The organism is Streptomyces flavotricini (assembly GCF_020639365.1).
GTDB lineage: Bacteria > Actinomycetota > Actinomycetes > Streptomycetales > Streptomycetaceae > Streptomyces > Streptomyces flavotricini.
This window is the reverse complement of sequence record NZ_JAINUL010000001.1, coordinates 1,688,269-1,713,541: the sequence shown is the minus strand read 5'-3', so window position 1 is coordinate 1,713,541 and position 25,273 is coordinate 1,688,269. Positions and strand designations below refer to the sequence as shown.

The window sequence follows — 25,273 nt, the reverse complement described above, 5'->3', positions numbered from 1 at the left end:
TGTCATCCCCAGTCGATGGTGTCGAGCAGGTGTCCCAACAGGCCCCATACGGCCGTGTGGATCTGATGGTTGAGGCGCGCGCGGGGATCCGCTGTCGGTCCTGGATCGGCGAGCATCTGACGTGTGAGGTCGCGGCATGCGACCAGCACGCTGGTTCGATCGGTGTCGGGAGCGGTATCGCGGGGGTCTGCCGCACGAGGGGCGAAGGCGGCGTCGAGTAGGTAGACCTGCACAGGCACGTTGCCGCGTAGGCCACGCCCTGTGGTCTGGTAGAGGGAGGCTCCCTGGTCTGCGACGAACGCGTGGCGGAGGTAGTCCTCCTTCATAGCGCGGAAGTTGAGCGGGCGGCCCATCATCGTGCTCCAGGTGGCGCGGGCTCCGAAGGCGAGCTTCCTCATCTCGTGTGCCGCGTCGGCGCCGGGATCGTCGCACAGGATTGGGTTCAAGAGTCGTTGCATGGCTTGGGCGTTGAGGACCGCGAGCGGGAAGGAGAGGTCCGTCGGCGGTGGGTGCAGGCGGGCCAGGTAGAAGATGGCCTGGATCGCTGCGACCCCGTGTTCGTTCAGCATGTTGTGGCCTCGGCCGGCGGAGCCTTCTGCAGCTGCCATCACCTGTGCATCTGTTCGGGGGAAGGCGGAGATGCGGCGATGGTTGAGGCCGTAGAGGCCCGGCGCCTGGCGGTCGGGCACGACGTGGACGGCGCGCACGCCGGTCCGGGTGTTCATGTAGTGGGCGCTGGTGGCAGCGTCCTCTGTGCTGAGCGCCACGAAGAGCGCGCGTCGGCGGTCAGGATCGCACCCTTCGAGCACTTGCTCGAGGAGGGAATGGGCTGCTCCGGGGTCGGGGGTACAGACCGCGTCGGTCATGGCCCGGACTGCCGCTTGGCGGGCACCGCGGCCGCCGGCGCCTGAGACGTAGATGCCGCGTTCGTGGCCCGGGCGTCGTCGCGGGCGGAAATAGAGGCGGCTTTTCCGGATGGCGGCGGCGCAGTCGGGAGGTTCTCGCAGGATGAGGGTGGGGAGGATGTCGATGTGGTAGCGGGCGGAGAGCGGGTTGTAGCTGGTTGCCGACGACAGCAGGACGTGTGGGCCCTCGACGCCCTCACACGCGAGGAGATCGTGCAGGTGATAGAGCAGCCATCGGCCGACCCCACGCAGCCACAGCAGGTCCAGTGATCCTCTGTCCTGTTTGGGATTGCGGGTCCACTGAAGTGCCATCATGTTGCCCATTGGCTGCTCGGGGACGAGGGCAAGCAGCTCTGGTTTCGGCTGGTGGGCGAGCATGTTGTTCGTGTCCTCCGCGCCCATGAGTGACCGGAGCGATTCCTGCATGTGGGAGAGCTCGAACACGGTGTTCGTGATGCGGGCGCTCCAGCAGCCGGCGACAAGGACTCGCGCGAATTCGGCCAAGCGCTCGCCAGGGTGAGGCATCCCCTCGGGGATGTGGTGCGTGAGCCAGTCCTGGGCTACTTCCTCGGCGCTCGATTCGGTGTCGTAACCGGAGGTCATTGTGTCGACCAGGAGCTTCAGTCCAGGGGGAGGGGTGCCGAAGGGGTCTTCGACAAGCCGTGCGAAGTGGGTGTGGAAGTACTCCTCGGCTCGCTCCCACAGATGCGACTGTTGCTGCTCCTCGACTCGGCTTGTGATGCCATGCATGGCCCGTGCCAGCCGCATGAGCAGGGTATGGCCGCTGAACGGGCCGTCGGCCGTCACCTCGCCCAGCAGTTCGCTGCCTGCGCCCTCGCCTTCTTGCCCCTCGGTCAACAGTCTCATGAGCAGCGGCAGCAAGCCGGCAAGAGCGGCGGCGTGATAGGCCGCGTACTGCTGGTAGCGAAGTCCCTGCCGCTCGGCCATCGGCCGGTACCACGTGCGTGCCAGACCCTCATGCCAGGCCAGCGCGATACGGCTGCTCCAGCCATCGGGACTCGTCAGCGGCTCGTGGTGCATGAACTGCTTGTCGAACTGCGTCATCACCTGGTCCGCCTCGTCAGCGACGAGGAGGTCGAGTTCATGCTGAGCGGGAATCACCCATTGCGTCTTGTACGTAGCGGGCTCCGCCCTGCTGGCAAGAAGTGCGGCTGGCGTGGCCACCCAGACCTGTGCCGTTGGAACGCGGCGGACCGCAGCCTGCGCCGGGCACACGGCGAGCAGGGGGCAGTCGACAATCTGCGTACGCTTGCCCGAATCGTCGATGCGGAGCTTGTCCCGGCAAGGCCGCTCGTCCATGGATAGCGGCGTGGCGGCGCGGCCAGAAGGTTCCAGGAGGCTCTCTAGCAAACAAATGTCGGTGGTGAACTCGGCGACTTCGTCGTGGCCGTCCGGGAGCGGCGGCAGCTGACCGTGCTCCGGTACGTAGAGGAGATCGTCCCAGTAACGTGCCATGTGCGCGGGCCGGTTTCTGTGGCCGATCAGTGGAATAGCGTCGATGCCCAGAGCCCGGAAGAACCGGACCTTCTCGAGGGCGTTTCCGACGGAGGACACCAGGTACCCGACCCTTAGTCCGCGATCGGTACAGATCTTGACCAGAATGTCGTTAAAGGTCGTCTTACCTGAGTTCATCAGGCCCACGACCTGCGCCACTCCGTCGATCGCGAAGATGCCGAGCCCGTCTGTCAGACAGCCGGCCTCGCGGTCGGTGCGAGCGAAGACCATCCTTTCCACGCGGCCGGTGAAGTTCTCCGTGCGGTACCTCTCGCTTACGCTGAGGCGCTGGTCCATCTCCTTGGCTGCTTGGCGGAAGTCGTCCTCCGTCAGTTGCGGAAACGCTGCCCTGGTCCGGTACTCCATGGGTTCTAGCCGGCGTTCAGGGCGAGCTTCTGGCAGCCAGTCAGGAAGCCGCAGCCGGGCGGTGCTACCGTCGGCTCGCTTGAACCGAACCGGCGTCCCCGGCGGAGCGGGATCATGAGTCTTCTCCAGCTTGTAGGCCACCGGTAGCGACATTGCGTTGTGATATGCCTGCTCGCGCTCCGGGAGTTTAGAGCTTCCTCGGCGGCGAAAGACGCTGCCGTGGACCACGCGTGTTACGGCGTCTTCGTCAAGCTCGAACAATCGCAGGTGCGCAGGTACCTTGCAGTAGTCGTTGAGGCGCAGTCTCCACTGTCCGCCCCGAGCCGTCGGTCCCATGCGGCGGCGCACATTACGCACGACTGTCTCGGTACCGGCACCAGGCAGGGCGTAGCCGTCGAGTAGCTTGCGGAGAAGAATGATGGCCGGCTGTCCCGGCGCGTACTCGGACAGGAACATCAGTCCGAGCTCCACCCGGAAGAACTCACGGACCGAGAGGCAAGACGTGATCGCGTCAGCCACGCCTGACGATGACGCTTTGTTCTCCAGAGGCTCCAGCCAGCCGTCGGTGTCCCGGCTCACCGAGGCCGCCTTGCCTCACGAGCCATGGCGGCGGCGATGAAGGCGGCCTCGCTCATGATCTCAACGCCTTGGACGCGCCCTTGCAATGACGTGGCGAGGTCATCTACGTATCCCGGCTGTTCGAAGCGATGCTGCGCGATTACGAGGATCCGCCGCTGTGCAGCCGCACGTGGGTTCCAGCGGAACGAGCGGCCGAGGAGCGTGGCACTGGCGTGATCCTTCACGTCGGCGGCCCACCACTCACCGACCGCCATCTCCCCCGTATTGTCGAAGTCGATGGCCACGTCCACCGCGTCCATGCCCCACCAAGGGTGGAGGCGTTCTCCAAACACCGGTTCGAGCGCATCGAACATGCGCTGCTCCGCCAGGCCGGGATCGTGCAGGAAACGCCGAACGGCCCGGTTCTGGATGAAGTATTCGGACATCGTCTCCACGGTGCGGTACACCAGGGTGCCCCTGCATCCCGGTGTGCCGCAGTCGCGGTGGCCGGAGATTGGGTTTTCGCAGCCGTCACAGAAACTCAGGACGATGGCGCTGCTTGCCGGCAGAGCTCGGTAGCACTGGGTGAACCACTGCTTCACCCATGGCTGACCATTGGCATCTTTGGCCGGGAAAGCCCGAAGCAATCCAAGTAGGTCGATGTCAGAGGATACCGAGTGCTTCGTCAGGAATCCGCGCAGCCGGACATAGTTGTCCTGTACCTCCCGTTCGGTCTGCCCGTTCCGGTCAGCAACGCTGATCATCAGCTCGTAGCATCGGTTCTCGACAAGCTCCGCTTCGGGATCCTTGGAGAGCAGGAGGCGGGACGCTTGTTCGGCGAAGGCCGATGGTCGGCCGTTCTCGATCATAAGAAGCTCTGAATCGCTCTCGGCGACGCGCAGGGCCAGCGGCCATTGCCCGAGAGGCGTGCGGCACCAACGGAAGACGTCGGAGTGGGACGCCACCTCACGACAGCCGTCCTCCAACGTCCTCCAGAGCAGGCGCGTGACACCCGCAGTCCAGGCCGGGGGTAGTCCAGTGGGGTCGGCGGAAGGCTGAGCGGAGCTCCACAGCGCTTTCTGCTGGTTGGCCTGGATCCCAGCGAGTCCCGCCGCCAGCAGTTCGAGCGTCATGTAGTCGTCGGCCAGGTCCGGTGATACCTGGTTCAGCCGCGACAGCCGTGCCGGATGTCCCGGCAGCGTTGAATGGGTGGCCAACAGAACCCCTCACTGATCACTGAATGCCACCGAAGATAGCAGAGGGTAGTCATTCGATTTGCATGCCGGGTGTGGGACTGGCCGGGCAGCGGGAGAAGCACCACCTGTTCACGTTCCGCTTGGCCTTTTGGAGCCTGGGCGTACGGCGACGGAGTAGAGGCGGTGGAATCCGGCGACCGCCTTGGTCCCGTCTGTGAAGGCGCGGACGACGGCCCTCAGGCCTTGACCGCGGAGGTAGACACGGCGGTCGTCGGTGTAGGAGCCGACCGCCTGTGTCCATGAAGGGCATGCAGGTGGACGGTGAGGCGGCCGGAGGCGTTGTCGGCGTGGATCGCCCGGTCCGTGTCGATCGCTTCCCGGAGGGCGGGGTCGATCTCGATGCCGAACGGGGCGCGAGCGTTTCGGAGGCCTGCTGGGCGTAGTACGGCTCCTCGCGGTCGATCCTGCCCAGCACCATGGTCTGCCCGCCGGGCTCGCGGAAGCCGCGGGCTGTGAGGAGGACGCGGGCGTCGGCGCTTGCAGGCCCGGTCCCGGTGGCGGTGGCGGCGGGGAGGTGGTTGGTGTGGAGGGCGAAGTGGACATGCGTCCCGGCGGGGTTTCAGACATGGGCGGCACTCGGGGTGGGCTGTGGCTGGGGTCCGGCCGACGGGGCGTCGGCCGGACCGGGACGGGCTACCGGATTCCCCTCACGGCGCTGGCGGGCTTGACCTGGGGCGGTGGGCGTCCAGCGCGGGGTGAGATGGGGGTCTGGCGCTGGGTGGTCCGGGCAGGGATGGGGTCGATGGCGCGTTGCCAGCGGTGACGGACGGCGTCGAGGTCGGCCAGAGCGCGGCGGGTGCCGGTGAGGAGTTGCCCGATGGTGTTGGAGTCGTCCTCGGCGTAGGCCAGGACGGTCAGGCCGGTGGTGTGGGCCCGGGCGAGCATGGAGCGGCGAAGGACGAGCTCGGCCCAGTGCTCCGCGGCCACGGCCTGCCCGCCGACGAGCATGCCGAGCAGCTCGGCCGGGGGCCGGCTGGGGCTGAGTAGTCCCTGCTGCTGGGCTTCCCACAACACGGTGACGGGGTCCACGGGGTCGCCGCGGCGTCCGACGGTGAGCATGCAGTGGAAGAGACGGCCGTGCAGGGGCTCGGAGAAGTCGGCGGGCTGGAGCCAGCGCGCGGCGTCGCTGGGGTGTGGGCTGGCGCAGAGGGCGGCCAGGAGTACGCGTTCGTCTTCCATGTCCTCGTTGTCGGGGTCACGGACTGGGTGGGGTGGCGCGGGGGTGCGGGGCAGGGTGCTGGAGTGGGCGGGGAACCGGGCGGCGAGCTGGTCCAGGACGCTGGTCAGCTTGTCGGCGGTCATGAGGGCGGCGGTGGGCTGGTCCTCCAGGATGGGGTCGCCGACGGTAAGAACGAGGTGTTCGGCTCGGGCGCGCAGGGTCCGGCGGGCATGGCCCGCGCGGACGATCGCTGCGTACGCCGGGGCGTGGGCGGGTTCCGGGCAGGCGCTGACGACCTGGTGGAGGTAGGCCGCGGTCAGCCCGCGGGCGGCGGGTCGGGCGTGCTCCAGGACAGCGGTCAGCCAGACCGGCTGCTGGGCGTGGACCTCGGGCGCGGGAGGGGTGAGGCTGGTTATGGCGTCGAACACGGCCAGGTGTAGGGCGCTGGCGAAATCAGCCGGATGCAAGGGACCGAGGGCCTTGAGCAGGCGGGGTTCGAGAAGGAGCGCGCCCAGGAGTGCCTGTTCGGCGTGGTGGACGGCTGGGGCGGGCGGTACGTCGAGCAGGTCGAAGTCGGCTGCGGGGATGTTGGGTTGGGGCAATTTAGGCGGCCAGGGTGAAGTCGTCGCGGGTGAGTGTGACGCCCACGTGCGGGGCGAGGAGGTGGGCGGCCAGGCGGGGCGGGACGGCGTTGCCGATCTGCGAGAACCGCTGGCCCTTATTGCCCTGCCACGGGTAGTCGGCCGGGAAGGACTGCAGGGCACCGGCTTCGGAAGCGGTGATCCGGATCGCTTCCGGCGCCGGACCCGAAGGGGCGTCCACGTCCGGCTCCGCGGCGGTGGGTTCGGCCACCCACACGCACTCGTTGGCGCGGTGCCCGAAGAACAGCGTCCCGGCCGGCTCGTCGACGGTGCGGATAGTGGCGTTGGCCTGGTTGTTGCTCCGTAGCGACCAGGACCAGCCCGCTTCACCCGTGGTCTTCCTGGCCGGGCCGCCGGGCCGGGTGTGACCGTCGGTGCGGCCGGGGGCCGGGTGTCTCCATCGGCCGCGGTCGCGGGCATCGGCGAGTGTCTTCCGGGCGCCGGAGGGCCAGGGTTCAGGGCCGCCGCCCGGGCCGCCGCCGGCGCAAACGGTCGGGGTGGGCCGGTCGGTGGCGCCCCAGCCGAGCGCGTCTGCCATCGACACCCACCGTTCGCGGCCCGGCCCGAACAGGGACTCCGGTTCTGCGGCCCGCGCGTGGGTGGGCGCTGGCGGTTCGGCGGTACGGACGCGGGAAGCGAGGAGGATCGCCCGGCGCCGGGTCTGGGGCACGCCGTAGTCGGCGGCGTTGAGAATCCCCGTCCATACCGAGAACCCCCAGGTGCGCAGAATGGCCGCGTATTGCTTCCACAGGGGAAGGACGTCGGGGACTTCCTCCATTGCGATCCAATCCGGCTCGCCCACGGTGTTGAGGGCGTGGAGGTAGCGCATCGGCTCGGCAGCCAGCAGCGACCGTACGTCCTTGCATGCGGTCAGGAGCTTGGCCCGGGTGTCACGCCCGGTCGCGAGGTCGGCGACGGCTTGGTGCACCAGAGGCTGGTCCACCAGCCCCAGGCGTTTGCCGGCCATCGACCATGCCTGACAGGGAGGCGACGCCAGGCATCCCCAGGTCCGGCCGGTCAGCGGTCGGGTCGGATACAGGGCCACATCGGTTCGGATTGTCAACTGCCCGGCAGCGGCCCGGGTCTTGCAGGCCCATTCATCCCACTCGAGCCCGACTTCGCGTATGCCGAACACCTTCAACGGGTGGCTCCAGCCTCCCGGGCCGGCGAAGAGGTCCAGGACGAACCGGTTGTGCGCCCTCATGCGGCGGTTCCGAAGTCGGACTGGCGCGGTGCGGCTTTGGCGACCGCGCGAGCGGTGATCGCCTTCGACGTGGCGGCAGAGGCTGCGGACAGCTCCTTGGCGCCGGGTTCCAGGTACCAGGGCCGCAGGTCGAGCATGGCGGCCCGCATGCCGGTGGCGAAGCACAGCGCGGTGCCCTTCGGCAGCGCGCGGATGGCATCCGCTGGCAGGATCCGCTCCTGCCGCATGCTGATGGAGGTGGACTTGCCCGAGTCGGAGACGGAGGTGGACTTCGTCTCGACGTCGTGGTCGCCTATGAGCCTGCTGAGCTTGTCGGCGAAGTCCGGGTCGTCGATGCCGGAGCCGATCACCTTGACGGTGGACGCGGACCACATGGCGTCCATGCCGGCGTCTCCCCACACTTTCTGGCCTTGCCGGTAGGACTGCAGGATGGTGATCGGGATGATCCCGCGGGAGCCGAGGTGGGAGTACAGGTCGGGCAAGTCCGAGATCTTGCACACGTTGGCGGCCTCGTCGAGGATCGCCAGCATCGGCGGGTCCAGGCGTCCGCCGGCGCGTTCGGCCTGGGCGGTCGCTGCTCGCATCACCGAGTCCGCGCACGCCGCGATCAGCGCCGAGGCGCCGCCACCGCCGTCTTTGCTGAGTAGGAACAGTGTGTCGAGGGAGGTGACGAACTCGGCGGGCCGGAACTCCGGTACACCCTTCTGTGGGGTGGCCCAGGCGGCGATCTCGCTGTTGAGGAGGGCGGCGGCGTACTGGCGGGCGGTCTCGTAGATGCCGTCTCGGGTTTCCGGTGGGCCTTCGACGGTTCCCTTCAACTGGGAAGCGACTGCGGTGAACTTGTGGTCGCGCAGGATGTCCAGTGGCGTACGGTCGGCGGGGAACGCCAGCCACTGCATCACGTCCGTGATCGGCCGTTCGTCGAGCGCGGCGGCGAGGAAGAGCTGGGACAGGATGTTGGATCCGGCTTTGGACCAGAAGTCGCCCTGCTGGGAGGCGTCCACGCTCGCGGCGAGGAAGTGCCCGGCCAAGCGGCCCGCTCCGTCGAGGGTGCGGGCGTCGGCGAGGGGGTTCCACCACATGGTGCGTTCGGCGTGGGCGATCTGCTGGGGGTCCATGGACCACACCCGGCCGACCTGGCCGCGGGCGTCGAGGGTGGCGGTGTAGGCGTCGCCAGCCGCCTTGTTCGAGGTGAGCAGGACCGGGCCGGGCGCACCCAGGATGGCGGGGATCGCCAGGCAGGTCGTCTTGCCGGAGCGGGGCGCCATGATGGCGACGGCGACGTCCTCGTACCCCATCCGGACCTCGTGCCGGCTGCCCTGGAGGTTGCCGAGGAGGATGCCGGTGTCCTTGGCGTCGATGCTTTTGGCGTGCTTGAGGCTCGGGCGCAGGGAGCGGGCCTTGGCGGTGATGGCCTTGGCCAGCAGCGGCTCGATGTCGGACCGCTTGGCCATCCCGGCGATACGTTTCCGCTTGCCCCCGCCGCCGGCGCCACTGCGGCGCCGCCACCAGGTGAGCCCGCCCAGGACGAGCGCGATGAGGGCTATGGCGGGCAGCATGCGGGTGGCGATCAGCAGCGCGGTCTCATCCGCGGCGGGCCACAGCTGGTCGGGGTGGAGGAGGGCGGCGGCCGGCTGGTAGGGCACCCAGTCGCCGGCGTCGGTGGCCCAGGCGAGGGCGTTGCCGCCGAGCCAGGCCAGGGAGGATGCGGGGATGATGACGGCCATGGCGCCGAGCAGTGCCTTGAAGGCTATGTCGTAGCCGTCGTTTCCGGAGCTGGAGGGGGAGTTGGTCAAGAGGGCGGTTCCAGAAAGAGGAGGTCAGCGGGCGTGGCAGGGAGCGGGTGTCGTCCCCGGTGGCGGGGATAGACGAGGCACCGTTCGATGAGGGGGCCTTCGGTGTAGGTCAGAGGGGTCTCCTGGAGATGGGGGCCGGCCGGGGTACGGGGGTGGTGGCGACCGCTGTCGTAATGGGGACGGCGCGGGGCCGGTGGTGCTGGGTGGCGGTGTGGATGTCCAGGACGGCGTGGCCGTGGCCGGCCCAGGTGTAGAGGTGGTGCCAGGCCTCTGCGTTGCGTTCGGCCTGCGTCTCGGCCCACGCCTCGGTGCCCGGCAGCGCCGGCTCTGGCGGGGTGTTGAGCGTGGCGGGCCACTCGGCCTGGAGTGTGTGGATCGCGTCGAGCGATGTGCGTAGTTCCTTCAGCTGCCAGGCCCAATGGGGTGCGGCGGCGGTCCCGGGGAGCTGCCGCAGCTGTCGGTCCGCGGTGAGCAGGTAGGAGGCAGCGGTGCTGCGGATCCGGGTGAAGGCGCGCCAGGTGTCGGCGTCGCGACGGCGTTGCCGGGTGTCGTAGGCGGTGGGGTCGTGGGGCCAGCCGTCGGCGTCGGTGTGCTCGCCGGAGTACGCGTCCCAGGACGCGAGGATCTCCTCGGCCTCCTTGATGTACCGGGCGAGCCGGTCAAGGGAGCGGTGTTGTATTTCGTCGGGAGGCAGGGGCACGCGGTACGGCTTCCTGGAGCAGAAACAGAGGAGGCGGGCCCTATCGGGCGGGGCTGGCTGTGGCCGGGGTTGCGGGTACGGGGATCGCCGGGCCCGGGGCGTGCTGGACGGGGCGGGGCCGCATGCGTCGGGCGTGGGCCAGGCGCTGCTTGTGGACGGCGACCATGGCATCGCCGATGACGAACTCCTCGTCGACGTGCACGTGGGGGCTGGAAGCGTGGTCGAAGCGTGCGCGCAGGGCGGGGGCGGGGTGGCACACGGCAGCGGTGAACGCGGCCAGGAGGTGGGGCGGGGTGGTCTCGCGGAAGTCGGCCCGCCACAGCACTCCTCGGGGGCCGAACTCGCCATGGTGGGAGGCGGCGATGAACTGCCAGCCGGTTACCCCGATGGACGGGGAGACGCGCAGCTCGGCGTGGACGGTGCCGTCCGGGGAGAGCAGGCTCTGCGTCTGGGTCTCGTCGGTGGTGTGCTCCCAGCCGCGGGCGGTGAGGATGTCGGCGACCGGGAGGGCCGGAGTGTCGGGTTCGGGTCGCATGAGGGCGTCGGTCAGACCGGCCACGATCTCCACCGGAGTGCTGGTACTGAACGAGGCCGACCAGTAGCTGTGGCCGAACTCGGTACTGACCCTCCAGCCGTAGCGTTCCTCGGCGAAGTCGACGTCGAGGCGCAGGCTGCGGTCGGGGCTGGTCATGCGCAGGGCCGGGTGCAGGGGGTCAGAGGAATTGGTCCAACCGGCGGCCCACAGGGTGTGGGTGATGTGCCGGGGATCCCCGCGGCCGGCGAGGTATCGGGGGCTGACGGGTGAGCCGTAGACGTTGTGGTCGGCGGCGAAGGCGGCCAACTGCCGCTCACTGATGCTCACAGAGGGCGAGGCTTCTCCTTCCAGGCGTTACCGGCGGCCACGTGCGCCTGCTGCCGCGGGCGGGCCGGCGGTGGGGGTGGGGGTGTGCTGGCGGGGGCGGGCGGCGGCCCAGGAGTTGCGGGCCCAGGAAGCTGCGCGGGCCGCGGTGATCCGGGCCTGCTGCCACGCACCGAGCTCGGAGGGCCGGACCGACACGGACGTGGCCTTGATCCACTTGGTGGCGGGTACGTGTCCGCGGGGCCGCATCACCGGGGTCGGGTCGGCGAGCGCTGCTGAGAAGCCCTGGACGAGGTGGAGGGGCGTGGTGGAGGTGAACACCGCGTCCCAGGCGCGGCCGTACTCGGTGCGGGCGCCTGCCCACCAGTGCGCCTGGCCGGGTTCGTTCTGGTGGTACTGAACCCAGGAGTTGCGGTCCGGCGAGACGGCGGTGAAGTGCTGTCCGCGTTCGGTCTCCCAGCCGTGCTCCTCGAGCGGGGCCCACACGTTGGGGGCGTGCGCGGAGCGCGGTTTGGTCAGGCTGTCGGTCAGGCCGGCGACGATCTCGACGGGCACGGCCATGGTGAACGTGGCGTGCCAGGCCGCCTGGTGTTCGCCGACCGCTTGCCCGGAGACGGTCCAGCCGCCGGCCATCGTGGTGGGGTCGTAGCCGCTGCGCACGGTGCGGTCGGGGCTCTCGAAGACGTACGGCCCGCCACTGCGGGTGTGGTCGCTCCAGCCGGAGGCGCGCAGGTACTCGGCGATGTAGCGGGGGTCGCCGCTGCCGCCGAGGTGGCGGGGTTCGATCAGGTAGTGCTGTTCCGGCTGGTCGGCGGACGGGCCCCAGCCGGTCCACTGCTGCTTCTTCACCGGTGCCTCCGCGCGACGAGGGCGGATGCGACCGGCCGGGCTGGGGCGGTTGCCGGGGTCTGGGTGAGCCGGTGGATGTCTTCGGTGTGTTCGGCGAGGTCACCGCATATGGCGTCGAGATCGTTCGAGGCGCGGCCGAGGGCGAGCCACACCTCCGGCGGCAGAGCTCCGGAGATGGCGCGGTCCTTGGCGAAGCGGGATCCGGCGGCGACCAGCCCGGTAATCCCGTCGAGGACACCGTCGGGTGCCAGGACGTGCCCGAGGATCTGGGCGGCCTGCCGAGGCGGCGCGACGGCAAGGTGGTCGGTGAGCTGGCCGATCTGCTGGGCGATGTGCCGTGCAAGCAGCACGGGATCGGGGGTCGGGTCGGTCATGGTCCTCCCGGTTGTGGTCAGGGGTGAGGGGATCGGCGGCGGGATTCATCCAGCGCGCCGAAAGGGCCGGGGGCGCGTACGTGGTGGCGGCCGGTGCCGACGGCGGTCACGGCGCGCAGGTAGCGGCGCATCAGGAAAGCGGCCAGGCGCGGGCGGCGGTCTGCCGTGATCGGTGCTGGCAGCCGCGAGGGCTTGGGGATCGTGGAAGCTCCGGTGGGTGAGGTTGCCCGGTCCAGCCCCGCCGGGCCGGACCGGGCACTTGGCTGAGAACTGGGGGTCAGCGGGTACGGCCGGGGCGGGGGCCTGCCGGGCCTGGGGGCGGAAGGGCCGGCGCTCCTGCAGCCTGGGCCTGGGTGGTGCGGTGCTCGCGCAGGGTCTGCGCCCAGGCGGTCACGTCGTAGACGTCGGGGTCGATGTTGACCTTGTAGTCGGCGATCAGCAGCGGGAGCACGGCGCAGGTGACCAGCTGCTTCTGTGCGGCCTCGCTCAGACCCTGGGGGGTTTCGTGCCAGGTGTAGATGGCCTCGGTCTTGCGTTCCAGACCGGCGCTGTCGAGGAGGGCCAGGAGTTCTTCGGGAGCGTCGGTGCGGCTGACGATGTGGATGGCGTCGGGAGTGAAGGCCCGGCGATAGATCTCGACGTCGGTGCCGGATTCATCGGCGAGATTGCCCAAGGCGGGACTCCTTCAAAAGGGGGGCGGGGTTGGGGTCAGCGGCCTGGCGCGGACACGGCGGTCGGCAGGGCCGGGAGCGGGGCGGGCTGCGTCGCGGGAGTGGCGGCCGGGGCGGGGCGCACCGTGACACCGACGCCGATCCGGGCCAGGTGCTGGGCGGCCACGTAGATGCGGGCTATCTGCTCGCGGTCGCCCAGGGAGGCGGGCAGCAGGAACATCCGCTGGTAGGGGTGGAATTGGAACCCGGCGCCGTACAGGGCGGAGGTGGCGTCGCGGAGGCCGGTGACGGCGCCGACCACGCCGTCCGGATACCAGGCGATGCTCACCATCCCGGGGATCACAGGTGGTGCCGGCCGCCGCGGCGGAGGGTGCGCTGTGTTGTGCCAGACCTGGCGCAGGGCGTCCTCGTAGCGGGGCAGCAAGCGGCGGGCGACCTGGGCGGCGGCTCGGGCGGGGTCGGCAGGGACGGTGATGCCGCCTGGTTCGGCCACGCCGTGGAAGGCGTCGTGGTGAGCGTCCGGCTCCAGGGCGCCGACCATGAACTGGCGGGGGCGCAGTGGCCGGTCGAAGAGCAGCAGGCGGGCGCTGTCACCGCGTGCGAGCACGGCCTGGTGGCCAAGCACGTAGTTGGACGCGGCGTATCCGATGGCGCCCGCGTCCCAGACTGCCGCGGTGGTGGAGAGCTGGTCGGCGTAGGCGGCGTTGCGGCTGTAGGCGGTGGTCCAGGCGCCGGGCAGCCGGGTGGCGAGGGCTCCGGCGTAGGCGGCCAGGTCGGGGCGTGCGGGGGACATGGGCTCCTCGGGCGGGAGGGAAGAACGCGGCGGGTGCCCAGGGCATCAGCTGGTGCGAGACGGACCCACCCCCGCGATCAGGTTCGTGCGGGGGTCCGGCGAGCCGTCGGGCTCCTTCACCGGGACCGGGCCTTGCCCGCCGCGTGCTGGCGTGGGACCGGGACGGGCGTCGTGTCCACGGTGGTGATGGGCGTGGGGTGGCGCAGGGCGACGCCGATGCCGAGGGCGGCGAGCTGGGTGCCGGCGGTGCGTACGTGGCGGGCCTGGACGGCGGTGTCGTCACCGGAGAGGACGTAAGCCTGCCGGTCTGGGGCGTGGACGAACCCGTTGGCGGCCAGGACCCCGGCGGCCTTATCGCTGGTGGCCGCGGCGGTGAGGGCGCCGTCCTCGGTCCAGGTCATCTCGACGGTGTGCAGCCCGGCCGCAGTGGCCGTGAGGCGGGCGGCGTTGTCGCGGACGTGAGCGAGGGCGGCTTCGAAACGGGGCAGGAGGCGGGTGGTGATGGCGTCGGCGGCCTGCTCGGGGTCGTCGGATATCGCGATGCCGTCCGGCTCGGGTACGCCGCGGAAGGCTTCGGCGGCCGTGTCCGCAGGTGCCATGGCGGCGATGAGGAAGGTGTCCTCGTGGCGGGGGTGGTCCATGAGGAACAGGCGCAGGCCGTCGTCGCGGGCCAGGATGGCGTCATGCGTGAGGGTGGTGGTGGCGATGGCTTCGGCGACCTGGTTCAAGTCCCACACATCGGAGGCGAGGAAGAACTGGTCGTCGTGGGCGGTGTGCCGGCGGGGCTGGTGGGTCCAGGCGCCGGGCAGGAGCTGGGCGAGGATCGCGGCGAAGGCACCGAGCTCGTCGTGGTGGTGGGCGGGCATGGATTCCTCAAGGCGGGACGGGACGGGGTGGGTCAGCGGTGCCGGCCGACAGGGACGGGCGGCAGCGCGGCCGGCGGGGAGGGCAACGGGGTGGTGACCGGGACGGGGCAGGGACAGACGGTTGACGCCTCGGCCTCACCGAGGCCGACCTCGCTGGTGCAGGGTCGGCGGTGGGGGTGCGTGGTATGCCGGTCGGCGAGTTCGTTGCGCGTGGTGCGCAAGTCGGCGTCGATGACGGCGAGCCGCTCCCCTGACAGGTAGCGCAGCCGCTTCGCGGTGTAGGCGTCGGCCGGATCGCCGAGATGCTCGTAGAAGTCGGCGGCGGCCGCCAGGACGTCGGCCAGGGCCGGCAGGATGCCGTCGTGGTCGGCGGTCAGCTCGGTCAGAACGGCCGCGACGTCGCCGGTGGACTCGGCTTCGCGGATACGGGCGGCGAGGTGTGCGACCTGGGCGCCGAGGGGCAGGTAATACGGCTCACGGTGTTCGGTGACAAAGGCGGTGTCCGCCTCGACGTGGTAGCCGACTGCCTCCAGGCGGGCCACGGCGCGCGTGGCCAGGCGTTCTTCCTCGGCCGGGTCGAGGTTCTTCGGCAGCCGGTGGTAGCGGTCGTGGTAGCGGATGACGGGGACGAAGCCGGTGCGCTCAAGGATGCTGCGGGCGACGGCGTCGCCGCCGCGGGCGAGGACTTCACCGGAGTGCGGGTCACGCCGCAGGGTGAGGTGGCGTTCGGCCAGGGGCAAACAGGCTCCCTTCGAGGGTGGGTTCAGCGGGATCGCCGCGCCGCGCGGGCGGGGCGCCGAGTGGAGCGGACCACGGCGTTGCGCAGCAGTGCGGGCGGGTTGGCCAGCGTCTCGGCGGTGCCTTCGAGGTCGTGGAGCAGCCCGTACAGACGCCCGGCGGCCCACTCCAGCTGGTGCGCGCCGCGCCGGGCGTACACCTCGGGCCGTGTCGCCAACTGGTGGCCGGCTTGTTCGGCCAGGTGCCGGGCCTGGGCGAGGTTGCCGTTCACCTCGTCGGTGAGGGCGCGGATCTGCTCCGCGATCTGCGCGGGCGTGGCTTCCGCGGCGACCAGGGGTTCGGCGATCAGCTGCTCCTCGCGGGCGGCCGGGGGCCGGGCGGGAATGAGGTCGAACTCGGTCTCGAGGATCCGGGCCTGCCGGGCGAGTTCCTCGGCCAGCCGCCTCGGGGTGCGCGCGAGGGTTCCGTCCTCGCGGACCAGGCTGGCGATCACATCCAGTCGCCCGTGGCGGAACTGGAGCGCGATCCACCGGCACGGCTCGCCGTGCATAGGCGCTGCCAGGCCCGCGGTGCGGGCCAGGCGATGGGCGATCTCCGACCACTGCGCCGGGGCGAGCGGCCGGTCCAGGCGGTGCAACCGGATGCCGAAATGAAGGAAGCGCGGCGAATCGCCCGCCTCGGAGCGCGGCTGTGCCTGGCTGAGGTGCGCGGCCCATTGGACCTCGCTCCATCCCTCCCGCTCGGCAAACTCGGAGCGCAGGTCCAGCCGGTCCCAGGACGCCACGATGCGGTGGCTGAGTTCGCGGGTGAAGCTAACCGGACGCTCCAGCGCGTTGCCCAGTGAGGCCTCGGCGGTGTGCTGCCGGCGGTGCAGGCGGGCGATCACCGGGCGTTCCCCTTGTCCGCGTCGTGGACAAGCTGGTTCCGGTCCGTGATCGAGTACCAGCCGACGTCCACGGGCTTGGTCCCGCCCACCTTCGGCAGCAGGTAGTCCGCCAGGGCGCGCTGGTAGATCAGGCAGTCCGGGCAGCGCTTGGAGAGGTGGACGAGGTAGCGGGGGTGCCCGGTGATGAAGGACAGCGCGCCGCCGTTGGGATCGCGCAGCCGCCATCCGTCCTCCTCGGTGGGGGTGTGCCAGGACGGGGTGACCACCGTCATCGCGTCGCCCCACAGTTCGCCGTCCGCGACGCCCTTGATCACCACGATCTGGTCGCCCGGGGCGAAGTGGGCATGGGTGATGTCCCGGTCGGGGGTGATGGTGTCGGCGGGTATGCACGCGTCACGGGAGACGGCTTCGGGCACGGAAAAATCCTCTCTGCGAAGAGCACGGCTGGCGGTGGGGCCAGCACTTTCAATGGTCTGGAGGATCCCCGGTTTGGCTAACCGGGGATCGTCCGCTATATATGTCTGCCCCTGCCGTCGTCCCGGCTCGGCGCTCACCGGAACGGGTTCTCCGTGCCGCGGTCTGCTTCGCCTGCTGCGTCGAGCAGTTCCGGCAGGTCGGTGCCCTCGGCTTCCCGCTGGTCGATCCACCACCCGGCCCGAGTGACCGTGCGGACCTTCTCCTCCAGTACGGCCCAGTCCGCCTCGTCCCAGGTCCCTTCGGTGACCAGCGCGGTGTAGGCGGCGGTGGCCAGCTGGTAGCGGGAGCGCTCGCCCCACTCCAGGGCGCGCTCGGGGCCCTCCAGGGGCGGCATGTCGAACTGTTCGGTCCATGCCTTCGCGGCGGCCTGTTCCTCGGCGCGGCGCGCGGCCAGCCACTCCTGCTTGGCGGCGCTGTCGTTGTCGCGGGCGGCCTTCCAGCAGTCGGTGCAGTCGCGGCCTGCGAGCCAGCGGGCGAAGGACGCCCGCCGGTCGGCGGGGCGGTCGGACAGGTCGTGGGTGACTTCGTGTCCACAGCTGTGGATGGTCTGCCATGCGGTGCGTACAGCCATAGGGGTATCTCCTTCGGGCGTATGGGAGTTCGAGCGCGAACGGGGGGTGGTTCGTGGGAGGCGGTGGCGTCCGGGTCGGCGTCCGGGCCCGAGCTTTGGGCGGGCCAGGAGCAGGACGAGCAGGGCGGTGGCGGCTCCTGCTGCGGGCAGTGCGGCGAGGGTCTGCGGGTGGTCGGCGAGGGTTCCGGCGAGGGCGGTGCCGGCGGCCTGGCCGACGCCGACGGACAGGATCAGCCAGGCGTACGCCTCGGTGGTGCGGGAGGCGGGGGCGAGAGTGTCCACGGTGTGGAATCCGCAGGTGATGACCAGGGTGAGGGACAGTCCCGGCAGGAGGGCGAGCCCGATCGCGGTGCGGGGGCCGGGCTGGGCCAGCAGGGGCAGCCAGCCCAGGAGGAACAGTGCGCTGGTGGCGAGGAGTTGGGTGGTGGTCGTGCCGGGCCAGGTGCGGCGTGCGTAGATCAGACCGCCGAGGAACGACCCGGTGGAGAACGCTGCGGGAAGCACTCCGGACAGCAGGGGCTGGTGGTGGGTGGTGGCCATGCCGGCGGCCCATACGTTCATCGCGCCGAGGGTGAAACCGGTGCCGGCGAGCGCCAGGAACAGCAGGACGAGGGCAGTGTTCATCAGCCGCCTGCTGCCCGCCGCCCCGCTGCCGGGGGCGGCGGGGCGCCAGGTCCGCGACGGGGCGGCGGTCAGCACCACGACGGTGCCGGCCAGGCCCAGTACGGCGGTGACGGCCAGCGCGGCATCGGGTTCGTACGTGGTGGCCAGCCAGGAGGCGAGCAGGGGGCCCGCGATGTAGAGCAGCCCCTGGGAGCCGGTGTCGAGGGCCTGGACGACGCGACGCTGTCCGGGGTCGATGAGCACGCTCGGCCACAGGGCCCGCAGCCCGGCCTCCAAAGGCGGCGTGAAGACCCCCGCCACGCCGACCACCGCGGTGACGGCGGCCGGGTGCCCGCCCGCCCCGATCCAGGTGAGGGCGAGTAGACAGCCGGAGTTGACCGCCACCGCCGGGGCCGAGACACGGGTCTGCCCGTACCGGTCCATGAGCCTGCCCTTGACCGGCTGGGAGAGTCCCGAAGCCAGCCCGTACAGGGCAGCGAGCATCCCGGCGAAGGCCAGGCTCCCCCCAGCTGCGGTGATCCACAGGACGAGGGACACGGGGACCATGCCGTTGGGCAGGCGCCCGGTCAGGGTGCCGGCGAGAAGGCGCGCGACGTGCCGGCTGCCGAGAACGGCACTGTACGTGGCGGGAGGCGGCGTTGCGGTCGGGGTGGCGGCCAGGGTCAACAGGGCAGGGCTTTCCGTCAGATGGCGTACGAAGGTGAGGTGGAAGAGCTGGGCCAGGCGGCGTTGGGCGGGCATCGCGTTCGCCGGCGGCGTGGCCGGCAGCGGCGTGGTGGTCAGCGCTGGTGTGGTCGGCGCCTTGAGGTGGCGGGGGGCCGGGGTGCGATGCGGGGGCAGGACGGCGACGGCGGCGTCAATGTCGTAGCCGACGAGGCGCAGTTCGTGGCCGAGCTGCCGGGTCTGGGCGCCGAGCATCCGCAGGCGGGCAGCGAGGTCGTGGCCGGCGCGGGTGTCCATGGCGCTCGCCCAGGCCGAACAGGTGTCGAGGAACGCGGTGAGCTCGCCGAGGTGCCCGCCCTCGACCGGGTGCTCGGTGAGGTAGGAGAGCGCCTCGGCGACCTCGCCGCTGTGACGGGCTGCGGCCACGTCGCGGGTCAGGTCGGCCAGGGACGGCACCTGCGTGTCCCGTACGGTGGGCGGCCCGGCCGGGTACAGCACGCCGGGCGGGACCGCCGGCGGCAGGTGGGCGATGGCGTCGTCGTGGCTGTCGTAGTGCCCGATCACCCGCATGCCGGGGCTGTCGATGTCCCCGGACAGGACCAGGACGATCTCCTCGTCGGGGTCTTCGGGGTGCAGGGAGGTGGCCACGGTGATCGGCCGGCCCGCGGCGTCGTAGCGGGACTCGATGGGCTGGAGCAGGCCCCGTAGGCGTGTCGAGCGGGCGTGCGCGGTCCACAACTCCTCCTCGGGCGCGCTCAGGAGGAGGTTCGTGTGCGGTTGTTGGGGTTGGAGGGCGAGGTCGCGCAGCAGGGTGGCGCGTTCGCCCCAGGTCTGCAGGTACGGCCACAGCCGGTTACCGAGTCCGTCGGTGATGTTGGCGGGGCGTGATGCCTGGTTGGCGGCGTGCGCGTGGTCGTCCAGCAGCAGCCGCCATCCTGGGTGGCGAGCGGGCGGCATGGCGTCGATACCGGCGCGGGCGGACTCCAGCAGCACGGGAACGTGAGGCAGCAGATGCTTGAAGGCCTCGGCGAGATCGCGGACGCGTCCCTCGAAGGCGGCGCCCGGGACGGTGATCAGCCCGTACCCCTTGCGCGGGTGCTTCTGGGAGTTTTCGAGGCGCAGCCGTATCTACGAATAGTGGGCGGCGTAGCCGGTCAGGGAGTCGACCGCCTGACGCAGTTGTGGGGTCGGGTCCGGGCGAGAGGTGATGGGCACTCCAGGGAGGCGGGGCTATCGGCGGATCGGGACGGCCCCGGAACGCGGCGGCAGGACAGCGGGAAGAGCACCCGCAACGGCCGGAGACCGGCCGGACACGGCGGCAGCGGGCCCTGGGATGAGCGCCGGGTGGGCCGTGCGGGCCAGGCTGACCAGCTCGCCGCCTTCCATCAGCCACAGCGCCAGCGGATCCACAGCGGGCACCGCCGCGGGTGTGTCCGGGTCGCTGCCGGGCGGCTGGGTTCCGAAGGCGGAGTCCATACGGTCCAGGAACGCCGCCTCCTGCCTGCCGACCGTGCCGGGGGCGGCTTGCCGCAGGGCGGCGATGAGGCCAGGGGCGTGGGTGGTGAAGCGGGCGAAGGCAGCGGCCAGGTCCGGCTGTGGCGGAGTCTGCACGGTGCCGGGCTCGAACGCCTCCTGTGCCCAGGCGAGATCATCGGCCAGGTGGTTGAGGTGGGACTGCAGGACGGCCCGGCGGTAGTCGGCCAGTAGCAGGGAGGCGACCTGGCGCGCTGCGGTGACTGCGGAGGGCTGCACGGTGATGCTGCGCGGCGGGACTACCTCCTCGTCCAGGTACATGTCCCTGGGGGCGAGCGTGCCGACGTGGTAGAGGCCGTCGCGCGGGGCCTGGACGACGGCGAGTTCGACTCCGGTGTCGCTGCGCAGCACGGCTGCCCAGGGCACCCGGTACTTCTCCACGGTGTGCAGCAGCGGGCCGTAGAACTTCGCGTCCGGCCGGGGGCTTGTGTCCCACAGGCAGGCCGCCAGGTCCTTCTGCCAGACCGGCAGGGAGCAGTTTTCGACCTTCACGCTCCACTGGCCGGGCAGGTGCTCGGCCATGTCCCGGGCGAAGTCGCCGACATAGGGCTGGTGGGTGGCGGTGACCTTGATCTGGCAGGCGCGGGCGAGCTCGTGGACGTCGGTCAGGGCCGCGCGGATCCGGGGGAGGTCGGCCAGGGGCAGGGCGTAGTTGCCGTCACCCTCCTTGGCGAATCCGGCGACCAGCAGGATCTTGCGGGCCCAGCGCCAGTTGTCGCCGGTGACCAGGGCGACGATGCCGTCGTGCTTGCTGGTGAACAGGGTGATCTCGGCCGAGTTCAGTGAGGTGTCCTTCCAGGGGAGGGGGCGGTGGGTGCCTGGCTGGGCCAGGTGGCGGCGAGGTGGTCGACGCCGAGCTGGTGAAGGAGCCGGTCGGCGACGTCGAGGAGGTCGCTGGTGCGCTGGTAGCGCTCGCCGAGCCGGGCGTGGCCGTGCTCGCGGCACCAGGTGCCGGCGGTGAGCAGGAAGTCCCGTAGGGCCAGCAGCGTGCTGTCGTGGGTGCCGGTCACGGTGTCGACGAGGACGTGGAACTGGGCGGGTGTCTCGGCCTCGGCCAGCCGGCGTGTCCAGTCCCGCAGGGCTTCGGCGGGATCGGACAGTTCCGGCAGGTCAAGGAACGATCCGGCCTCCGCGCGGGCCTGGCGCCGCAGCTCGTTGGGCGAGGGCAGGACGGGCTGGGGGGTGGTGGTCATGGGAAGGTCCTGGTGGTCAGCGGGTACGGGGCACCGCTGCGGGCGCAGCCGGTGCCGGGATGGGGCCGGCGCCCTGGCGCGGGCTGTTCGGTGCGGGACGGCCGCCGGGGGTCAGGGCAGGGTCGAGGCGGATCGCGTAGCGGGCTGCGCGGAGCATCTCGGCTGCGTAGGAGGCGTGTTCGTTCTCCCACGCCTCGCCCATGTCGAAGGGGAGCCGGTGCCAGGTGCCGCTGAGGGTGGGCTGCCGGATGAACCCGGCACGGTCCAGCAGGGCCCAGGCGAGCGCGTCGATGGGGCCCTCGGCCTCGACCTGCCCGCCCCTGCCGCGCGTGATGGAGATGGTCGCGGGGTCCTTCGTCAACGGCTTCGCCCCGGCCCGCTGGCTGTCGGTGTGTTCGCCGGCGGCCCGGTGGCGGCAGCGGGCGCGGGGCGGGCGGGCACGGCGGGCCGGTCCTGCGTGGAGCGGGCGGCTGCGGCCTGCGCCACGGTGGTGCGGTACCACGCCCGCGGATCGGGCGCCGGGGCCGCCTGGGTGGTGTTGGCGGGATCGAGGGAGTAGTCGGCGTGGACCGGGTATCCGCTGGCGCGCAGACTGGCGACGGCCTCGCGGGTGCGCCGAGCACCGTCGTGGCCGGGGGTGCTCAGCAGGTACACGCCGTGCAGGCCATAGAGCGGCTGGAAGCCGAGGCGGGTGAGATACCACTGGCTGATGTGGTGGGGGATGCCGGTGGAGGAGGCGACGTACCCGTACTGCGGGTGCGTGCCGAGAACGAACTGGCCGGACAGAGGCGGACTCCTTACGGGTCAGCGGCGTGCGGGGTGCGGGGTTGCCGCCCCGGCGGCGGGCGGCATGGCGGTGGTGGTCAGCTTCGGAGCCGGCGAGGGCGGTCGGCCGGGGACCGGTCCGGTCGGCTGCCACAGCGCCGGGTGGTCGCTGAACCGGGTGCGGGGGTCGGTCGCCCATCCGACGACGGGGCCGTGCTGTTCTTCGCGGAGGCTGATGACTTCGATGCCGTGGTCGTGGAGGACGTAGCCCCAGTCCAGGCCGGATGCCTGCCCGTCTCGCACGGTCATGCGGGTGGGGGGTGATCCGTCGGGGGTGATGACGTCGAGTTGGTCGCTGGCGTACCGCTCACCGCGGGTGAGGGCGGTGATCAGCTCGTCGGGGGCGCCGTCGAGGAGGTCGGTGCCGAGCGCGGACCAGCCGACGGGTACGTCGTCGATCAGGTGGCGGGTCATGGCGTCGAGGCTGCCGGCGAAGCGGTGCTGGTGGGCAGCCAGCAGGAGGGGCAGGTGGTGGCTGGGGTAGCCGTCCCAGTGGACGTAGATGCCCTCGTAGCTGCCGGGTTCAGTGGGGCGGGCGATGAAGGAGCGGGTGGCCAGGGGATACTCCGGGGGGAAGCGGGTGGGTGGTCAGCGGGAGCGGCCGGGTACGGGCCGGGTGATGCCGACGGGGACGGCGGAGCCGAGGGAGCGCGGGGCGCGCACGGGTGAGGGTGTGGGGGCGAGGGCTGCCATGCGCTCGGTGGCGTCTTGCAGGGTGTCGCCTACGTCGCGGAGTTGGGCGGCGGCCTCCTCGAAGTCGGCGCCGAGGTCGAAGGCGTCGTCGTCCTCGGACTCCTTCGCTTTCTCCCCGGCGGCTTCGAAGAAGTCGGCGAGACGGGCCAGCAGCCCGTCGGCGGGGTCGAGGACCTGGTCGACGAGAGCGGCGGCGCGGTCAAGGTCCGGGGCGCCGCTCAGGCGATCGGTGAGATCGAGCAGCAGCAGGCCGTAGGCGTAGCGGCCGTCCGGATCGGAAGGGGTGGTCGAGTGCGGCGGGCCCGGGGCCGCGGGATCGGGCAGGGGCGGGGTGGGCAGAGGGTGGCTCCGGATTGGTCGGCCGGGCGGGTCAGACGCCCGGCTGCTGGTGGTGGAAGTGGGCGACCGGATGGCCGAGTGCGGTGAGGGCGTGGACGGCCTGGTGCACCAGATGCTCCTGCTGCTCGACGGGAAGTTCCGACGGTGCGACGTAGGCGTGCAGGCGGGGGCAGTAGGAGAATCCACGCCCCCACAGCAGGCGGTGGACGGGGTCGGTGCGCGGGTGGGTCATGGGTGCGGCGGTGTGGGCTCCGACGTGGATGCTCACGGGGTGGTGCAGCATCTGCGTGCTGCCTCCTGTCATGGGTTCTAGCGGCGGGGCGCGGTGGGGCCGGATGCGGGGTTCGGCGGAGGAGCCGGTGGCTGCTGCCCGGGTTGGCTGCCCGGTCGGGCTGGGGTGTCGTACTCCTGGCGGAGGGTGATCTCGACGGCGCGAGCGGCCTCGCCCAGGGAGGCCAGCAGACCGCTCGCGGCTCTCCACGCCGCCGTGCGTGGGGAGTCGGCCGAGGATGGGGCGTTGTGCTCGTAGCGGTGGCCGGCGGCGAGGAGGTAGTCCCTGAGGGCTCCGACGAACGCTTCGGAGGCGTTGAGCACGGCGCTGGTGACGACAGCCGCCTCGACAGGGGTGGCGGACTCGTCCAGAGCCTTCAGATAGGGGCGCAGGTCGGGTGCGTCAAGGGGCGGTTCCGGGAAGTGGTGGCGGGCCAGGAGGTCGGCGGCATCCCTGCGCGCCCACCGGTCCAGGTCAGCCGCGGTGGCAGATCCGGTGGCGTGGGAGTGGATCTGCTCGGCGTCGCGGCCGGCGTTGTCGTACGGCTCGAAGTCGGGGTTCAGGGCGGGGGCTTGCTGGTCCGGGGCGCGGATGTTACGCGGCCCAGTCGTCTTCGACGTCGAGGTCGTCGAAGGAGACGTGCTGGTAGTCGAAGATGGCTGCTTCCAGGGGAGCGAGGCGTTCGAAGGTCGGGTTCTGCCGGAACGCGTCGGTGCGCTCGAAGACGTACTTCTGCTTCGCCCCGTCCGCTGTGATCGTCCGGATCGTGTTCTGGGCGGCGACACGGCCCCACGCGGTCATGTCGGTGAACGTGGCATCCTTCATCCACACCCAGACCCCATGGCCGAGCTTCATGATGCTGTCCGGGTGGTGGAGCCCGCCGGTGATCCGGTTGCGACGGGGGCTGCGGCGCTCGCCGAGATCGCGCAGCGCGCCCTGTGCCGCTTTCCTGAGCAGGACGCTGTGCAGGTCCGGATGCTTGTCCAGCTTCCCGCAGAGGATGTCGAGCATGTCGTTGGTGTGCATGCGGCCGATGTCGGTGGTTGCCTCATGAGCCGCGTCGAGGGCGAGCTGGCGCAGCTTCGGGTCGGAGATACGCTTCACGGCAGGTCACGCTCCTTCCACACGGTCGCCATCTCGGCGAGCGCCTCGGTGGCGTATGCGATCACTTCGCGGGTGACAGTGCGGCCCGGCAGCGCGAGTTCGGGGTCGTACTGGTTGAAGGTGCGGCTGCCGCGGATCTGGGCGAGAGCCGGCACGATCTCGCACAGCAGCTGCGTGGCTACCCGGCGCTGGCGTACCTCTTCCTCAAGGCGGGCTTTGTGCTCCGCCCAGGCGCCCTGGATGGTCAGTTCGCCTTCCACCACCCTGTCGGCAAGCTCGGGGTCCTCCTTACGCAGCCGAGCGAGCTGTGATTCGTGGGAGTCGGCTTGCGCCTTGCGCTCGCGAGCGGTCGCGTAGGCGTCGTCCAGAGATACGACGCCGGAGATCACGCGGTCGATGAGATCGGAGGCGTGGCGCAGGACGGTGCGGGCCTGTCCGATCCGGGCGAGGGAGACCCCGGCCTGTTCAGAAACTGAACGGGCCGTCTGTTCAGTCTCTGAACGGCCTGGATGTTCAGAAACTGAACAGGCTGTGGCGGCGATCATGGCGAGCTGCCCCTTGGTCAGGTGGCGCCGGCGGCTGTTGACCGCCAGGGAGTAGGCCCGGGGGTCGTCGCCGTCGTAGCTGGTGAATGCCGCTTCAGTGCCTGTGAGTTCGCAGGCCCGCAGGCGGCTTCGGCCGTCGAGGACGCGGCCGGCGGGGTCAAGAACGATGGGGTGGAGCAGGCCGAGTTCGCGGATGCTGTCGGCAAGGGCCTGGAGTTCCTCTTCATCGAGCATGGGGAAGAGGGCGGTGGTCGGGTGGGATTCTATGAGGGTCCTCCTGGAGGGGATTCGGTTGTGAG

At 70.8% G+C, this 25,273-nt stretch carries 25 protein-coding genes; 1 reads left to right on the top strand and 24 read right to left on the bottom strand.

All coding sequences use genetic code 11. The annotated features are described in order from the left end of the window. Positions 1 to 2: 2 nt before the first annotated feature. Complete coding sequence (locus K7B10_RS08060) at positions 3 to 3,365, bottom strand: pPIWI_RE_Z domain-containing protein (protein WP_229335280.1); 3,363 nt, start codon at positions 3,363 to 3,365, stop codon at positions 3 to 5. Beyond that, positions 3,362 to 4,561, bottom strand: coding sequence for a restriction endonuclease-related protein (locus K7B10_RS08055; protein WP_229335279.1), 1,200 nt, complete (start codon positions 4,559 to 4,561; stop codon positions 3,362 to 3,364). Before K7B10_RS08055 ends, K7B10_RS08060 begins: the two co-directional genes overlap by 4 nt. 278 nt (positions 4,562 to 4,839) lie before the next feature. On the opposite strand from K7B10_RS08055, the gene K7B10_RS08050 reads away from it, so the two are divergent. Then, positions 4,840 to 4,983, top strand: coding sequence for a hypothetical protein (locus tag K7B10_RS08050; protein WP_229335278.1), 144 nt, complete (start codon positions 4,840 to 4,842; stop codon positions 4,981 to 4,983). Positions 4,984 to 5,233: 250 nt separating this feature from the next. On the opposite strand, the gene K7B10_RS08045 is transcribed toward K7B10_RS08050, so the two are convergent. From K7B10_RS08045 to K7B10_RS07940, 22 genes are all read right to left on the bottom strand, one after another. After that, on the bottom strand, positions 5,234 to 6,361 hold the full coding sequence (locus K7B10_RS08045; protein WP_229335277.1) for a DnaB-like helicase N-terminal domain-containing protein: 1,128 nt from the start codon (positions 6,359 to 6,361) through the stop codon (positions 5,234 to 5,236). Between the two features lies 1 nt (position 6,362). Further along, complete coding sequence (locus K7B10_RS08040) at positions 6,363 to 7,604, bottom strand: DNA cytosine methyltransferase (RefSeq protein WP_229335276.1); 1,242 nt, start codon at positions 7,602 to 7,604, stop codon at positions 6,363 to 6,365. Then, the gene (locus tag K7B10_RS08035) at positions 7,601 to 9,400 is read right to left on the bottom strand and encodes a type IV secretory system conjugative DNA transfer family protein (protein ID WP_229335275.1); all 1,800 of its coding nucleotides are present in this window, start codon (positions 9,398 to 9,400) and stop codon (positions 7,601 to 7,603) included. The genes K7B10_RS08040 and K7B10_RS08035 overlap by 4 nt, the downstream gene beginning before the upstream one ends. Before the next feature lie 109 nt (positions 9,401 to 9,509). Further along, positions 9,510 to 10,100: a hypothetical protein gene (locus K7B10_RS08030; RefSeq protein ID WP_229335273.1), complete on the bottom strand. Its 591-nt coding sequence runs from the start codon at positions 10,098 to 10,100 to the stop codon at positions 9,510 to 9,512. Positions 10,101 to 10,140: 40 nt separating this feature from the next. Next, the gene (locus K7B10_RS08025) at positions 10,141 to 10,962 is read right to left on the bottom strand and encodes an SPDY domain-containing protein (protein ID WP_229335271.1); all 822 of its coding nucleotides are present in this window, start codon (positions 10,960 to 10,962) and stop codon (positions 10,141 to 10,143) included. A gap of 27 nt (positions 10,963 to 10,989) precedes the next feature. Then, entirely contained in the window at positions 10,990 to 11,808 is an 819-nt protein-coding gene (locus tag K7B10_RS08020) for an SPDY domain-containing protein (protein WP_229335270.1), read from the bottom strand. Beyond that, entirely contained in the window at positions 11,805 to 12,182 is a 378-nt protein-coding gene (locus K7B10_RS08015) for a hypothetical protein (protein WP_229335269.1), read from the bottom strand. Before K7B10_RS08015 ends, K7B10_RS08020 begins: the two co-directional genes overlap by 4 nt. Before the next feature lie 277 nt (positions 12,183 to 12,459). Further along, positions 12,460 to 12,855 carry a hypothetical protein gene (locus tag K7B10_RS08010; RefSeq protein ID WP_229335268.1) on the bottom strand — a complete coding sequence of 132 codons (396 nt, stop codon included), beginning with the start codon at positions 12,853 to 12,855 and terminating at the stop codon, positions 12,460 to 12,462. Positions 12,856 to 12,890: 35 nt separating this feature from the next. Next, positions 12,891 to 13,646 carry a hypothetical protein gene (locus K7B10_RS08005; RefSeq protein ID WP_229335267.1) on the bottom strand — a complete coding sequence of 252 codons (756 nt, stop codon included), beginning with the start codon at positions 13,644 to 13,646 and terminating at the stop codon, positions 12,891 to 12,893. 116 nt (positions 13,647 to 13,762) lie between these two features. Further along, positions 13,763 to 14,512 carry a hypothetical protein gene (locus tag K7B10_RS08000; RefSeq protein WP_229335266.1) on the bottom strand — a complete coding sequence of 250 codons (750 nt, stop codon included), beginning with the start codon at positions 14,510 to 14,512 and terminating at the stop codon, positions 13,763 to 13,765. A 32-nt stretch (positions 14,513 to 14,544) separates the two neighbouring features. Continuing rightward, on the bottom strand, positions 14,545 to 15,252 hold the full coding sequence (locus K7B10_RS07995) for a hypothetical protein (RefSeq protein ID WP_229335265.1): 708 nt from the start codon (positions 15,250 to 15,252) through the stop codon (positions 14,545 to 14,547). 23 nt (positions 15,253 to 15,275) lie between these two features. Continuing rightward, positions 15,276 to 16,136 carry a hypothetical protein gene (locus tag K7B10_RS07990; protein ID WP_229335263.1) on the bottom strand — a complete coding sequence of 287 codons (861 nt, stop codon included), beginning with the start codon at positions 16,134 to 16,136 and terminating at the stop codon, positions 15,276 to 15,278. Then, positions 16,133 to 16,552, bottom strand: coding sequence for a hypothetical protein (locus tag K7B10_RS07985; protein WP_229335262.1), 420 nt, complete (start codon positions 16,550 to 16,552; stop codon positions 16,133 to 16,135). Before K7B10_RS07985 ends, K7B10_RS07990 begins: the two co-directional genes overlap by 4 nt. Before the next feature lie 134 nt (positions 16,553 to 16,686). Next, the gene (locus K7B10_RS07980; RefSeq protein ID WP_229335261.1) at positions 16,687 to 19,464 is read right to left on the bottom strand and encodes an MFS transporter; all 2,778 of its coding nucleotides are present in this window, start codon (positions 19,462 to 19,464) and stop codon (positions 16,687 to 16,689) included. Between the two features lie 237 nt (positions 19,465 to 19,701). Further along, positions 19,702 to 20,949: a hypothetical protein gene (locus K7B10_RS07975; RefSeq protein ID WP_229335260.1), complete on the bottom strand. Its 1,248-nt coding sequence runs from the start codon at positions 20,947 to 20,949 to the stop codon at positions 19,702 to 19,704. Positions 20,950 to 21,213: 264 nt separating this feature from the next. Next, positions 21,214 to 21,558, bottom strand: a complete 345-nt coding sequence (locus K7B10_RS07970; protein ID WP_229335259.1) for a hypothetical protein — start codon at positions 21,556 to 21,558, stop codon at positions 21,214 to 21,216. Continuing rightward, the gene (locus tag K7B10_RS07965) at positions 21,555 to 21,851 is read right to left on the bottom strand and encodes a hypothetical protein (protein WP_229335258.1); all 297 of its coding nucleotides are present in this window, start codon (positions 21,849 to 21,851) and stop codon (positions 21,555 to 21,557) included. The genes K7B10_RS07970 and K7B10_RS07965 overlap by 4 nt, the downstream gene beginning before the upstream one ends. 150 nt (positions 21,852 to 22,001) lie before the next feature. Further along, positions 22,002 to 22,436 (bottom strand): hypothetical protein, encoded by a 435-nt coding sequence (locus K7B10_RS07960; protein WP_308284562.1) that lies wholly within the window; start codon positions 22,434 to 22,436, stop codon positions 22,002 to 22,004. 174 nt (positions 22,437 to 22,610) lie between these two features. Further along, on the bottom strand, positions 22,611 to 23,240 hold the full coding sequence (locus K7B10_RS07955; RefSeq protein ID WP_229335256.1) for a hypothetical protein: 630 nt from the start codon (positions 23,238 to 23,240) through the stop codon (positions 22,611 to 22,613). Between the two features lie 123 nt (positions 23,241 to 23,363). Beyond that, on the bottom strand, positions 23,364 to 23,648 hold the full coding sequence (locus tag K7B10_RS07950; protein WP_229335255.1) for a hypothetical protein: 285 nt from the start codon (positions 23,646 to 23,648) through the stop codon (positions 23,364 to 23,366). Positions 23,649 to 23,919: 271 nt separating this feature from the next. Beyond that, positions 23,920 to 24,429 (bottom strand): hypothetical protein, encoded by a 510-nt coding sequence (locus K7B10_RS07945; protein WP_229335254.1) that lies wholly within the window; start codon positions 24,427 to 24,429, stop codon positions 23,920 to 23,922. Next, positions 24,426 to 25,208, bottom strand: a complete 783-nt coding sequence (locus K7B10_RS07940) for a ParB/RepB/Spo0J family partition protein (protein ID WP_229335253.1) — start codon at positions 25,206 to 25,208, stop codon at positions 24,426 to 24,428. Before K7B10_RS07940 ends, K7B10_RS07945 begins: the two co-directional genes overlap by 4 nt. Positions 25,209 to 25,273: the final 65 nt, after the last annotated feature.